The sequence below is a fragment of the Massilia sp. IC2-477 genome, assembly GCF_020707265.1.
Classification (GTDB): Bacteria; Pseudomonadota; Gammaproteobacteria; order Burkholderiales; family Burkholderiaceae_D; genus Telluria.
In genome coordinates, this window is sequence record NZ_JAJFEQ010000002.1 from 249,633 (window position 1) to 261,482 (window position 11,850).

General features: G+C 66.9%; 14 protein-coding genes. 13 read left to right on the forward strand and 1 reads right to left on the reverse strand.

The window, feature by feature from the left end:
- The first annotated feature begins 1 nt into the window (after nucleotide 1).
- The 13 genes from LK542_RS04470 (at nucleotide 2) to LK542_RS04530 (ending at nucleotide 11,439) form a co-directional block, all read left to right on the forward strand.
- Nucleotides 2-2,038: a GspE/PulE family protein gene (locus LK542_RS04470; protein ID WP_227810971.1), complete on the forward strand. Its 2,037-nt coding sequence runs from the start codon at nucleotides 2-4 to the stop codon at nucleotides 2,036-2,038.
- A gap of 12 nt (nucleotides 2,039-2,050) precedes the next feature.
- The gene (locus LK542_RS04475; RefSeq protein WP_227810972.1) at nucleotides 2,051-3,175 is read left to right on the forward strand and encodes a type II secretion system F family protein; all 1,125 of its coding nucleotides are present in this window, start codon (nucleotides 2,051-2,053) and stop codon (nucleotides 3,173-3,175) included.
- 114 nt (nucleotides 3,176-3,289) lie between these two features.
- Nucleotides 3,290-3,877: a prepilin-type N-terminal cleavage/methylation domain-containing protein gene (locus LK542_RS04480; protein ID WP_227810973.1), complete on the forward strand. Its 588-nt coding sequence runs from the start codon at nucleotides 3,290-3,292 to the stop codon at nucleotides 3,875-3,877.
- Nucleotides 3,834-4,436: a GspH/FimT family pseudopilin gene (locus LK542_RS04485; RefSeq protein ID WP_227810974.1), complete on the forward strand. Its 603-nt coding sequence runs from the start codon at nucleotides 3,834-3,836 to the stop codon at nucleotides 4,434-4,436. The genes LK542_RS04480 and LK542_RS04485 overlap by 44 nt, the downstream gene beginning before the upstream one ends.
- A 2-nt stretch (nucleotides 4,437-4,438) precedes the next feature.
- Nucleotides 4,439-4,870, forward strand: coding sequence for a type II secretion system protein (locus LK542_RS04490; protein ID WP_227810975.1), 432 nt, complete (start codon nucleotides 4,439-4,441; stop codon nucleotides 4,868-4,870).
- Complete coding sequence (locus LK542_RS04495; protein ID WP_227810976.1) at nucleotides 4,867-5,346, forward strand: PilW family protein; 480 nt, start codon at nucleotides 4,867-4,869, stop codon at nucleotides 5,344-5,346. Before LK542_RS04490 ends, LK542_RS04495 begins: the two co-directional genes overlap by 4 nt.
- Nucleotides 5,343-6,242 (forward strand): DNRLRE domain-containing protein, encoded by a 900-nt coding sequence (locus LK542_RS04500; protein WP_227810977.1) that lies wholly within the window; start codon nucleotides 5,343-5,345, stop codon nucleotides 6,240-6,242. The genes LK542_RS04495 and LK542_RS04500 overlap by 4 nt, the downstream gene beginning before the upstream one ends.
- A gap of 22 nt (nucleotides 6,243-6,264) precedes the next feature.
- Nucleotides 6,265-7,419: a GGDEF domain-containing protein gene (locus LK542_RS04505; RefSeq protein ID WP_227810978.1), complete on the forward strand. Its 1,155-nt coding sequence runs from the start codon at nucleotides 6,265-6,267 to the stop codon at nucleotides 7,417-7,419.
- Nucleotides 7,416-8,540 (forward strand): pilus assembly protein PilM, encoded by a 1,125-nt coding sequence (gene pilM, locus LK542_RS04510; protein ID WP_227810979.1) that lies wholly within the window; start codon nucleotides 7,416-7,418, stop codon nucleotides 8,538-8,540. Before LK542_RS04505 ends, pilM begins: the two co-directional genes overlap by 4 nt.
- Nucleotides 8,533-9,183, forward strand: coding sequence for a PilN domain-containing protein (locus tag LK542_RS04515; RefSeq protein ID WP_227810980.1), 651 nt, complete (start codon nucleotides 8,533-8,535; stop codon nucleotides 9,181-9,183). The genes pilM and LK542_RS04515 overlap by 8 nt, the downstream gene beginning before the upstream one ends.
- Entirely contained in the window at nucleotides 9,180-9,755 is a 576-nt protein-coding gene (locus LK542_RS04520; RefSeq protein WP_227810981.1) for a GspMb/PilO family protein, read from the forward strand. The genes LK542_RS04515 and LK542_RS04520 overlap by 4 nt, the downstream gene beginning before the upstream one ends.
- Nucleotides 9,752-10,105, forward strand: coding sequence for a hypothetical protein (locus tag LK542_RS04525; RefSeq protein ID WP_227810982.1), 354 nt, complete (start codon nucleotides 9,752-9,754; stop codon nucleotides 10,103-10,105). Before LK542_RS04520 ends, LK542_RS04525 begins: the two co-directional genes overlap by 4 nt.
- Complete coding sequence (locus LK542_RS04530; protein ID WP_227810983.1) at nucleotides 10,102-11,439, forward strand: type II secretion system protein GspD; 1,338 nt, start codon at nucleotides 10,102-10,104, stop codon at nucleotides 11,437-11,439. Before LK542_RS04525 ends, LK542_RS04530 begins: the two co-directional genes overlap by 4 nt.
- Here LK542_RS04530 and LK542_RS04535 read toward each other — a convergent pair.
- On the reverse strand, nucleotides 11,436-11,828 hold the full coding sequence (locus LK542_RS04535; protein ID WP_227810984.1) for a rhodanese-like domain-containing protein: 393 nt from the start codon (nucleotides 11,826-11,828) through the stop codon (nucleotides 11,436-11,438). The genes LK542_RS04530 and LK542_RS04535 overlap by 4 nt on opposite strands.
- Nucleotides 11,829-11,850: the final 22 nt, after the last annotated feature.

Below are 11,850 nucleotides of genomic sequence, written 5' to 3' on the forward strand. Positions count from 1 at the left end.
GATGCGCGACGAGGCCGTGGACAACGCCGTCACCCGCAGCCGCATCGGCTCGATGACCTACCTGGCGCCGACCATGGCGCTGGTGTCGGTCGAGGCGGTCGCCGCGCTCGAGGCGGCGCTGGCGGCCTGCATCGCGCAGCACCAGGTCACGATCGTGATCGACCTGGGCAAGGTGGCGCTGCTGTCCGGCCGCGCACTGGAACTGGTCCAGGGCAGCGCCGAACGCCTGGCCGGGCTCGGCGGCTGGTTGAAGCTGGCCTATCCCAGCGCGCTGCTGCAGGACGTGCTCGACGTGACCGGCCTGACCGACCAGGTGGCCCTGTACGATGCGCCGCCGGCCAGGGTGGTCCTGCGCCAGGGCCAGGCCAAGCTGGGCGACATCCTGGTCGAACGCGGCCTGGTGAGCGCGGCCCAGGTGGACGAGGCCAAGCGCTTGCAGGAGCAGACCGGCAAGCGCATGGGCCTGATCATGGTCGAGAAGAAGTGGCTGCCCGAGGCGGCGCTGTTCCAGGCGCTAGCCGAGCAGCTGGGCGTGCCTTTCGTCGGCCTGCGCGCCGGCCTGTACGACCCGGCCGCGGTATCGGTGCTGGAACGCGACGTGGCGCGCCGCCTCGGCGTGCTGCCGCTGTTCCTGGTGTCGAATACGCTCACCATCGCGACTGCCGACCCGCAGGCGGTGCACAGCATCGACGAGATCCGCGCCCGCACCGGCTGCCGCGTGCGGGTCGCGATGGCGGCGCCGGCCGACATTGAACGCGTGCGCAACGACGCCTATGGCGGCGCCTCCCTGCCCGACTTCGTGCACAGCTCCGCCGACGACCTGGAGCTGGTGGAAAACCACGTCCCGGACGACTACACGGCGATCGACGAGATGGCCGGCGCCAGCCCGGTGATCAACCTGGTCAACGCCGTGATCCAGCGCGCCATCCACGACCACGCCAGCGACATCCACATCGAAATCTCGCGCAACAAGGCGCGCGTGCGCCTGCGCATCGATGGCGTGCTGTACGAGGTGATGTCGCCGCGCCTCGAGCTGCACCCGGCCATCGTGTCGCGCCTGAAGGTGATGGCCAACCTCGACATCGCCGAGCGGCGCCTGCCGCAGGACGGCCGCATCCAGGTGGTGACCCAGGGCCGCACCGTCGACCTACGCTTCTCCTCGCTGCCCGGCATCTATGGCGAGAAGGTGGTGCTGCGGGTGCTGGACAAGAACCAGTCGATCCTCGACGTCGACAAGCTGGGCATGAACGACAGCGCCGTCGGCGCCTTCAAGCGCCTGCTCGGGCGCAGCCACGGCCTGATCCTGGTCACCGGCCCGACCGGCAGCGGCAAGACCACCAGCCTGTACGCGGCGATTAGCTACCTCAAGAGCATCGAAAAGAACATCGTCACCATCGAGGACCCGGTCGAATACCAGCTCGACATCATCAACCAGAACCAGGTCAACGATGCGATCGGGCTCACCTTCCCGAAGATCCTCAAGCACGTGCTGCGCCAGGACCCGGACATCATCATGGTGGGCGAGATCCGCGACCGCCAGACCGCCGAGATCGCGGTGCAGGCGGCGCTGACCGGCCACCTGGTGCTCACCACCCTGCACACCAACGACACCCTGGGCGCGGTGGCGCGCCTGGTCGAGATGGGCGTCGAGCCCTACCTGCTGTCGTCGGCGCTGATCGGTGTCATGGCGCAGCGCCTGGTGCGCCGCGTGTGCCCGGCCTGCAAGACCAGTTCCCTGGTGCCGCCGGCCACGGCCGCCGCCTATGGCTGGAAGGGCGAAGGCAACCTGAAACTGATGCGCGGGCGCGGCTGTCCGTCCTGCTACGACTCCGGCTTCAAGGGGCGGCTCGGCATCTACGAGCTGCTGGAAGTGGGAACCGACCTGCAGCGCATGATCGTCGCCAACGCCGGCAAGGACGAGATGGCGCGCCATGTCGCCGCCCAGGGTCACCACGACCTGTACGCCGACGGCATGCAGCGCGCCTTTGCCGGACTCACCACGCCCGAGGAAATCGCGCGCGCGGTGCACGCGAGCTAAGGGGAAGGCAGGATGGCGCTCGACTGGGACGAACTGGAGCCGGTAGCGAAAACCGCGGCGATGGGAACGGCGCCGCGCCGGCGCAGTGCGCCGGCTTTCGGCCAGGCCCGGGTCGGCAGCGCCGATCGCATCCTGTTCACCGAACGCCTGGCGCTGCTGCTGGAGACCGGTGTGCCGCTGCACGCGGCGCTGCGCTCCTTGCAGGAGCAGGCGGCCAGGCCGGCAGTCGCCGCCATCATCGGCGACATGGCCGAGGCCATCGTCGGCGGCCAGAGATTTTCGGAAGCGCTGGCGCGCCATCCGCAGCTGTTCCCCCTCACCTACGTCAACCTGGTGGGCGCCAGCGAGGCGGGTGGCTTCCTGCCTGAGGTGCTGGCGCAACTGGTCGAGATGGACGAGAAGCAGGAGCGGCTGCGCGCCACCATCGTCTCGGCCCTGTCGTATCCCGGCTTCCTGCTGGTGTTCTCGGTCGTGGTGGTGATTTTCATCCTGATGTACGTGTTCCCGAAGTTCGCGCCGATGTTCTCGGGGATCTATCACAAGCTGCCGGCCACGACGAAAGTGCTGATGGTGGTCAGCGAAGTGCTGCTGGCGCATGGCGGCAAGCTGCTGGCCGGCGCGGCGCTGCTGCTGGTGCTGGCTGTGGCGGCCGCGAGGCAACCGGCCGGGCAAGCCTGGCTCGACCGCCTGAAGCTGCGCCTTCCCTTCGTGAAGGACATCTTCACCAAGATCTACCTGGAGCGCCTGATGCGGGTGATGGGCGCCTCGCTCGAGCGCGGCGTGACCATCATGGCCACGCTGGCGGCCTGCCGCAATGTGGTGCCGAACCAGGAGTTCCATCGATTCATCGGCGACCTCGAGATCCAGGTCACGGAAGGCCGCGGCATTGCCGCCGGGTTCGTCGACAGTCCCCTGGTTCCCGTCAATGTAAAGCAGATGGTCGCTACCGGTGAACAGACCGGATCGCTCGGACGCGTCATGGGTCGGGTGGCCGACTTTTACGAGCGCGACCTGACGCGCCAGCTGAACCGTCTGGCCAAACTTGCCGAACCAGTAATGTTATTAGTTATGGGCCTATTAGTTGGCACTATCGTTAGTTCAATTATCTTGCCCATATTCAAGATGAGTACGCGGTGAATTTGCCACACTTGTATCAGGATGGCTTTCAGAAATATACATTGCTGAAAGTTCATGCTAACCTCAAATGACTTTCTAATAGGCAATTGCCTTTCCTTCTAATCTGTGATCATCATGAAAACAACTATCCGCCAATACGCAGTTAAAGGTTTTACCCTGATCGAGCTGTTGATTGTGGTGATCATTATTGCCATCATGGCGGCGATTGCGATTCCGCAGTTCGGTAACAGCACGGACGAAGCCGCTGATGCCGCACTGGACGCCAACCTGAACACCGTACGCTCGGCGATCGAGCTGTATCGGGTGCAGCACGACAATACCTATCCCAGCGCCGTTGCTGCTACGGGTGCCGGTGCCGCTTGCGTAGGCGGCGATCCGGGCACGGGTGCAATCAATACCGAGCAAGCCTTCCGCGATCAGTTAACGATGCACTCGAATCGCGCCGGGCAAACCTGCAGCGTGCAGGCACCCGGTTTCATTTACGGGCCCTATCTGCGTGCAATTCCACGCGACCCCGTCACTGCCCCCGCCGTGGGCGCAGCAGTGGACACTGGCGATGACGTTGTTGTCGTTAATACGCCACTCGCTCCCCTGACCGCAGCCACCGACGCCCCTGGCTGGCGCTACAGCAACACGAACGGCCGCTTCGAGATGAACAGTGTTGAACTGGATCGTAACCAGCGGGCGTTCAACACCCACTGAGCATCAGCCCATGGCCACGCCGCGGGCATGCTCCCATCGCCCTGCCGGTTTCACACTGGCAGAAATGCTGGTAACGGTGGCCGTGCTGGCGTTGGCAGCAGCGATTGCCGTGCCTAATGCGGCGCCGGCCGGCGCTTTCGCTGCCGATGCCGCGGCCTCGGAAGTCGCACGCGCGATCCGCTTCGCCCAGCGCGAAGCGATCCGCACCGGCACCTGGCATGCGGTCCGGTTCGAAGTCGCTTCACAATCGCTGCTGGTGTATCGCCTGACTGCCACAGGGGCGCAGGACCCCGACTACAAAGTACTCCATCCGGTCGGCAAGGCCGAGTATGACATCAGCTTGCGCCCCATCGGCCAGCTGGCAAGCGCCCAATTCAAATACAAAAAGCGTCCAGTGAACAGCTACATCTCCTTCCGACCCGATGGGACCCCGGCGAGCTTCGATCCCGGAGCTCCCGCCGGTGATCTGCTCGAACAGGACGGCAAGGTGGTGCTGACGCACGGTGACATCCAGCGCAGCGTATCCGTCGCACGCGTCACTGGCCGGGTGACATTCTGACCATGCGCGCGCCAGCTGCCGGTCTGTCCTATATCGAGGTGATGGTGGCGCTGGTGCTGCTTGCGATCTGCGCAGTGCCGGCCGCCGAGGCAATCCGCAGTGGTTTGCGCGCCGCGGCCGCGGGCACCGAGCACGCTCGGGAGCTGCGCTGCGTAAAGAGCAGAATGGAGGTCGTGCTGGCCGAATCCTTCGAAGACCTCTGGAAGGAGGTCAAGGGTAAAAATGATCCGTCAAGCTACTCACTGCCCGCCGACGCAGGCCCGGATGGCGAATGCGGGGTGCGCAACGTCTATATTTCCAAGTACGTGCATCCTTACGGCGCCGCCGTCGGTACCGTGCTGGAACCAAACGACGAAGCCGAGAACACGCTGTTGATGGTCACCGTCTCCGGCACTGACGGCATGTATCCGCTCACGACCCTGGTGGACCGATGACGCGGCGAACCCGCCGGCGCCAGGACGGCATCACCCTGGTGGAACTGCTGATGGCACTCGTGATTTGCGCGCTGGTCATCGGACCGCTGACGTCGATGCTCAGCACCAGCATGCAGGCCGGCATGCAGAATAGCAGCAAGGCGGTGCTCCAGCAGGACCTGCGCTTCGCGCTCGCGCGTATCTCGAGCGCCGCGACCGACACTCCCCGCAAGGCGCTGGCGCCGCAGAACACGGTGCTGTCCGATTCCGGCGGCTGGTTCGACAAGTCGCGCTTTCGCGTCAATGCGGGCAAGCAGCTGATCGAGGTGCGCGACGGGGTCGACAATGTTCTGGCCGAGTCGGTCGCCGCCTTCGGCGTCAGTGCCCGTACTGTCAATGCCAGTGCAACGATCGTCGAGGCGAGCCTCAGACTCGAACGCGATGCGCAATCCGCACAGGGCAGCATCGCCGTGCGCATGGGGGGGCCGCGTCCATGAAGCGCGAGCGGGGACTGCTGCTCCTGCCGGTCGCGCTCGCGCTGTCGGTCATGGGTATGCTGGCCTATGCCATGGCGCGCGGTAGCGCAGATGAGGTCGCAGCCATCGACGCCGAGTACGACGTGGAGGCGACACGCTATTTGGCCGAGGCGGGACTGCGCCTGGCGAAATGGCAGAACGAGAGAGTCGGCTGCGGAAATCCAAAGGCCTTCGGTACCGTGCGCCTGAAAGGTGTCCCGGGCGAGTTACGCGCTATCGACGTCGAGCTCGACAAAGGCGAATTCGAAGCCACTGTGAGGGCTGAGTCTCCACGGGGCACCGTCAGTACGGTCACACTTGACAAGATGCCCTTCTACGACCGTACGCAACAGTACGACACGGTACTGCCGAACAGTGCGTTCAGGGACACCACAATCAGTAGCGTGTCCCCGAACGCCCCAGATAACACTCCTGAATCACTGGAAGCGACCGACGCCAAGGCCCACTTCCTGCTCAGCGTTGCGCTGGAGAGCTTCCCTACCAAGGCGCGGGTGACGAAAGCAACGTTGTGGCTGTACCTGGACAGTTCGAATTCCGTCCAGACAGTGCGTGAACTGGCAGCCCATGCGGTCACGCGCGCCTGGACTGAGGGCACCGCCACCTGGAACTCGCCGTGGAACACGAGCCCCGGCGGTAGTTACGAGGCCCGGCCGGAAGCGGTAACGGCCATCGCCGGCACCAACCGTTTTTACCGTTGGGACATTGGTCCACTGGTGCGGCGCTGGCACGGCGGCGCGCTCGCGAATTTCGGGATGCTGTTCAAGCCCTCGGGACTGAACAGGGCGATTTTCCGCAGCAGGGAAGCCGGCAACAACCGTCCCCGCATGGATGTCTCCTACAACCTGCGCTGCGATTGAGCTTTTGAACAAACCGAAAACGATGAGAAAGCATACCGAAACGATTGTCGGCGAACTGTCCACCGTGTGGTCCTGCACCAGCTTCGGCGCGCCCGAGCTGTCGGCCTATGCCGCACCCGTCATCGCCGGCGAAACCCGGCGCGGCGTGGCCCTGCTGAGCGTCGTGGCGCTGCTGTTCCTGCTGCTGGCGGCGGTCGTGTCGGCGGTGTTCAACCTGGGCGCCGGCTACACCTACACCTACTCCTTGCTGAGCGCCCTGGCGCTGCACATCTACGTCTCCAGCGCCCGCGTGGAACAGCTGCGCGCCCTGTACCTGCTGGCGATGCTGCTCCTGGTCGTGTGCGGCTCGGCGCTGGTGCTGCTGGCCCAGCGCGTCGGCCAGCTGCACACCATCCTGCTGCTGAGCGTGGCGGTGCTGATCATGCTGGTGCCGGTGGTGCCCTGGGGCGTGCGAGAAGCCGCCATGACGCTGGGGGCGATCTACCTGATGTTCACCGCGTCGACCTGGCTCAGCCGCTTCCGCTTCGCCGCGCTCGACCTGTGGGTGCTGCAGTGCCTGATGCTGACGGCCGCCATGATCTCGCTGGCGCTGGTAGGACGCGCACTCAGCCTGCGCAAGCACGACCTGAGCCTGCGCTTCGAGCTGGAACGGACGCAGCGCGAGCTGACCGACCTGGCCAACCGCGACCACCTGACCGGTTCCTGGAACCGGCGCCACATGGAGGCCGACTTCACCGCCGTGGTGGCGCGCCACCAGGCCTCGAACCTGCCCAGCTGGTTCGGCCTGTTCGACATCGACCGCTTCAAGTCGATCAACGACAGCTGCGGCCACGCCACCGGCGACGAGGTGCTGCGTGCGGTACATGCGGCGTTCGGCCAGCTGTCGGGCGACGAATACCTGGCGCGCCTCGGCGGCGACGAATTCGCCCTGCTGATGTGCGGCGACGACGTGCCGGAACGGGTGGCGCGCATGCTGGCCTCTGTAGAAGAGCGGATGCGGGCGCCGCTGCCGGCGGGTGCGCGGGTTACGGTCAGCCTCGGCCTGCTGCGCCTGCCCACTCGCGGCTGCCCTGCCTTTGACGCCGCCTATCGCCGCGCCGACGAGCTGCTGTATGAGACGAAGCGTGCCGGCGGCAACGGCATGCGCATCGGCGCCAGCGCGGAGGAAGCGGCATGAACGCACGCATCGACATGGCCGCAGTCCGCGGATTGTTCTCGCGCCTGGCGGCGCGTGGCGCGCCGGGCCTGCCGATCGGCGTCGACTTCGCCGCTGAAAGCCTGAACATGATGCAGGTCGACGCCGTCCCGGGCGGCGCCCGGGTGCGCGCGGCGGTGTCGCTGCCCTACCCGATCGAACGCAGCCGCCTGCTGGCCGACCCGCGCGCGCTGCGCGCCTTCGTGCGCGGCGCGCTGGCCGCGGCCCCATTCTCCGGGCGCCGCATGGTGGGGGCGCTGGCGCCCAGCGAGGTGCGCATCCTGCCGCTCACCGTCAACGTGCCGGCCGGGCAGAACGAGCAGCAGGCGGTGGGGCGCGCGGTACGCGAGCAGCTCGGCGCGGCTGCAGCGGAATCGGTAGTCGATTACTACCAGGTGCGCAGCGCCGACGCTGCGGGATCCGAAAAACAGGTGCTGGCGGCGGTGGCGCCCACTGCGACCGTCGTGAACTACCTGGAGGCGCTGCGCGGCGCCGGCCTCGATCCGGTGGCACTGGACATTGGGCCGGCCGCCATCGCGCGCCTGCTGGCGGCCATGCACCGCGAAGACTACGGCCAGTCCGTCCTCCTGATCAACTTCGGCAGCACACGCAGTTATCTCACGGTGATCTGGGGCCGGCGCCTGATGCTCGACCGCGAGATCGAGCTGGGCGAAACAACGCTGGTGAGCAAGGTGGCCACTACGCTGGGGCTGGACGCACGCACGGCGCTCGCCCTGCTGCGCCAGCACGGCACCGGCGCCGTCGCGGGCCACGAGCCGGGTAGTGCAACCCCCGACATGGGGCGCACCATTCGCGAGATCCTGCATTCGGAATTCGCTGCCCTGGCCGAGGAACTGGTGCGCACCCAGGTGTACGTGGCTTCGCGCACGCGCGGCAGCACGGTCAGCAAGGTCTACCTGAACGGCAGCGTGGCGCGCTACGCCAACATCCCGCAGCGCATCGCCCAGCTGGTCCACCTGCCGGTCGAGGTGCTCGATCCGTTCACGGCCTTTGCCGACATGGACAAGGATCGCGGCGCACAGCAGATGCACGGCATCGCGCTGGCGGCCGGGCTGGCATTACGGGGAGTAGAACATGGCTGACGTGGACATGATCCCGCGTAGTTATCGAGAAGGCTTGCGGGCGCGGCGTACGCTGTTCGCTTATGGATGCGCACTGGCCTTCGTGCTGGGCCTCGGCGGCGGCACTGCCGCCTGGGTGCGCTGGCGGCTGGCGGTGGAGACGCCGCGCCTGGAACAGCTGCGCGCCGCCACCGCGCTGGCCGAGGCGACGCGCAATCAGCTGGCGGCCGCGCAGGCGCGCAAGGAAGCCTTGCAGCAGGCCAGCAATGCGCTCGAAGCGCTGCGCGGCAGCGGGGCCGTGGCGCGGCTGGCCGGATCGATCGACGGCGCGGTCAACGATGGCGTCTGGTTCGACGGCCTGCAGTTCTCGCGCACCCAGGAACTGCTGCGCGATCCCCTGCCCCAGCCGCTGCCCGTGGGCACCCTGCAGGTGCAGGGCGCAGCCGGTGGCAGCGTCGAGCACTGGCATCTGGCGAACCGCCTCGAGATCGCAGGCCAGGCCCAGGACAACGAAGCCATGTCGCGCTTCCTCGACGCCCTGTCGGGCGACCCGCTGCTGACGGACGTACGCTTCCTCAACAGCTCGGCCAGCAAGACCGATACCGGCGTGTCGCTCGCCTTCAGCGTGGCCGGCGCCCTGCGTCCGAACGGGAGCACGCCATGAACGGACGCTGGACGGTAAGGGCGGCGGCGCTGCCGCTGCGCCAGCTGCACCTGGCGGGCGCCGGACTGCTCCTGATCTTCGGCTCGGCGCTGTGGTTCTATGCACTGCGCGCGCCGCTGACCCAGTTGCGCACCGTGCGTACCGAACATGCGCGTCTGGCGCAGGCCGGTAGCGACCCGCGCCTGCTGCAGGCCCAGCTGGCCGCGCTCGGCATCGAGAGCGAGGCGCTGGCACGCAAGCTGGGCGGTGCGCAGCTGGGCGCGTCGGGACCGATCGCGCCGCTGGTGGTGCAGCTGATCGGCGACGTCAACCGGCTGGCGCGCCAGCACCGCGTAGCGCTGCGCGGCAGCACGCCCGCCACCGAGCAGAAGACCATGGTGTTCACGCAGTACGGCATCGATGCCGAGGCGACCGGCAGCTACGCCGACCTGCTGGCCTGGATGGAAGCGATCGAGCGCTCCCGCCCCAACCTGGCCATCGACCGTTTCGAGATGAGCCCGGACGAAGCCTCCGGCGCCATCCACATCCGCCTGCGCATCGCCGCCTACCGGCCGCTGGAGCCCAACTCATGAAGCCACTTCACGTCCTCCTCGCACTGGCGCTCGCCTGCCCGGCCCTTGCCGCCCAGGCCGCGCCGCTGCGCGATCCCTTCGCACGGCCGCCGGCCCAGCCGGCGCCGCCGCCGTCAAGCGACGCGCTCGATACCGACACCTTGCCGGTACTGCGCGCCATCATGGTCGACGCAAGGCAATCGATGGCGAACATCGGCGGGCACATCGTGAGCGTAGGCGACCAGGTCGGCCCATACCATGTGCTGCGGATCGACGAGCGCAGCGTCACGCTCCTGCGTGGCAAAACCAAGAACGTACTGGCAATCGACAGGACACCCGATCGGGGAAGCAACAGGGAAAGCAGCGAATGATGAAGCAGACCATCCTATCCACGGTGCTGGCCGCGATGCTGGCCGGTCAGGTAGCGGCCGCCGATGGCGGTGCAGGCGGAGCCGGCGTCCCGGCCAGCGCCGGCACCAACCTCACTTCGCTGGTGTTCCGCGACGCCCCCATCGCCGAACTGTTCGAGATGATCTCGCGCCGCGAGCGCATCAACATCACGCTCGGCAAGGGCGTCACCGGCAACGTGGCGATCAGCCTGTACGACGTCAGCGCGCGCCAGGCGATCCAGGCGATCGCCGAGGCAGGCGGCTATCAGGTACTGGAACGCGAGCGCGGCTACATGATCGTCAATCCGGCCCAGGCGGCTCAGGGTGCGCAAAGCGCACCGGCTGCTTCCGGCGACCGCCGCCTCGATGTCAGGGCGCTCAAGGTGCAGTATTCGGAGCCGCAGGTGATCGCCGAGATCCTGGGCAAGCATGTCGGGATGGGCGGCAGGGTCACCGCCCTGCCGCTGCGGCGCCAGGTCATCGTCGAGGACAGCGCCGCCGGCATTGCCCGCATCGAAGCGCTGATGCGCGAGATCGACCGCCAGCCGCGCCAGATCATGATCGAAGCGAAGATCCTCGAGATCACGCTCGACGACAACCAGCAGTTCGGGGTGGACTGGCAAAAGGTGTTCAGCGCGGACGGGGTTAACCGCTTCGGCACCAGCGGGCTGGCGCAGCGCGGCGCCGGCTTCGTGTTCAACTTCGTCAACGACAACGTCAACTTCTACCTGAACGCACTGAGCAACAAGGGCAAGGTGCGCACCCTCGCCACGCCCAAGCTGCTGACGCTGGAGAACCAGGAAGCCAGCACCAACATCGGCGACAAGCTTGGTTACCGCCTGACCACGACGATCAACAACGTCACGAGCGAGACCATCGAATTCCTCGAGACCGGCGTCATCCTGCGCGTGACCTCGGCCGTCGACACCGACGGCAAGATCGCCATGCGTGTGAAGCCCGAAGTGAGCTCCGGCACGGTGCTGGGCGGGATCCCGTCGAAGAAGACCACCGAGGTGAGCACGCAACTGGTGGCGGAGGACGGCCAATCGATCCTGATCGGGGGCCTGATCAAGGCCAGCTCGGGCAACCGGCGCACCGGCGTGCCGCTGCTGGCCGACGTGCCGGTGCTGGGCAACCTGTTCGCGAACAACGAGCAGACCGGCAACCTGACCGAGACCATCGTCGTGATCACGCCGCGCATCGTGCCGACCCATGCGGAAGGCGCCGACGTGCATGAGATCGAGCGCGTGCAGCGCAACGCCCTGGAGATCCAGCAGGCCCTGGCGAAACCGGCGGCCGCGCTCGAGCGGCGCTAGGTCGCCAGCGTATAGCCCTCGTCCAGCCAGCCGGTGACGCCGCCGATCATCAGCTTGACCGGGCGCCCCAGCCTGGCCAGGCGCTCGGCGCCGCGGTGCGCGCCGTTGCAGTGCGGTCCGGCGCAGTACACCACGAACAGGGTGTCCATCGGATACTCGCGCAGCTTCGCTTCGACGATCTTCCCCTGCGGCAGATTGAGCGCGCCCGGCACGTGGCCGCGCGCGTAGAGCTCGGGGCTGCGCACGTCGAGCAGCACGAAATCGGGCTGGCCGCCGGCAAAGGCCTGGTGCACATCGGCGCAATCGGTCTCGTAGCTGAAGGCGGAACTGAAATGGGCAAGCGCGCGGTCGCTGGGCGCGGCGGGTACGGCGGATACGGCTGAAGTCATGTGGTCCTCCTGTTGAAGAGCC

Coding starts and splice junctions, on each gene's coding strand:
- LK542_RS04470 (WP_227810971.1), top strand. CDS start 2: ATGCGCGACGAGGCCGTGGACAACGCCGTCACCCGCAGCCGCATCGGC.
- LK542_RS04490 (WP_227810975.1), top strand. CDS start 4,439: ATGCGCGCGCCAGCTGCCGGTCTGTCCTATATCGAGGTGATGGTGGCG.
- LK542_RS04495 (WP_227810976.1), top strand. CDS start 4,867: ATGACGCGGCGAACCCGCCGGCGCCAGGACGGCATCACCCTGGTGGAA.
- LK542_RS04505 (WP_227810978.1), top strand. CDS start 6,265: ATGAGAAAGCATACCGAAACGATTGTCGGCGAACTGTCCACCGTGTGG.
- LK542_RS04520 (WP_227810981.1), top strand. CDS start 9,180: ATGAACGGACGCTGGACGGTAAGGGCGGCGGCGCTGCCGCTGCGCCAG.
- LK542_RS04500 (WP_227810977.1), top strand. CDS start 5,343: ATGAAGCGCGAGCGGGGACTGCTGCTCCTGCCGGTCGCGCTCGCGCTG.
- LK542_RS04535 (WP_227810984.1), bottom strand. CDS start 11,828: ATGACTTCAGCCGTATCCGCCGTACCCGCCGCGCCCAGCGACCGCGCG.
- LK542_RS04530 (WP_227810983.1), top strand. CDS start 10,102: ATGATGAAGCAGACCATCCTATCCACGGTGCTGGCCGCGATGCTGGCC.
- LK542_RS04515 (WP_227810980.1), top strand. CDS start 8,533: ATGGCTGACGTGGACATGATCCCGCGTAGTTATCGAGAAGGCTTGCGG.
- LK542_RS04480 (WP_227810973.1), top strand. CDS start 3,290: ATGAAAACAACTATCCGCCAATACGCAGTTAAAGGTTTTACCCTGATC.
- LK542_RS04525 (WP_227810982.1), top strand. CDS start 9,752: ATGAAGCCACTTCACGTCCTCCTCGCACTGGCGCTCGCCTGCCCGGCC.
- pilM (WP_227810979.1), top strand. CDS start 7,416: ATGAACGCACGCATCGACATGGCCGCAGTCCGCGGATTGTTCTCGCGC.
- LK542_RS04475 (WP_227810972.1), top strand. CDS start 2,051: ATGGCGCTCGACTGGGACGAACTGGAGCCGGTAGCGAAAACCGCGGCG.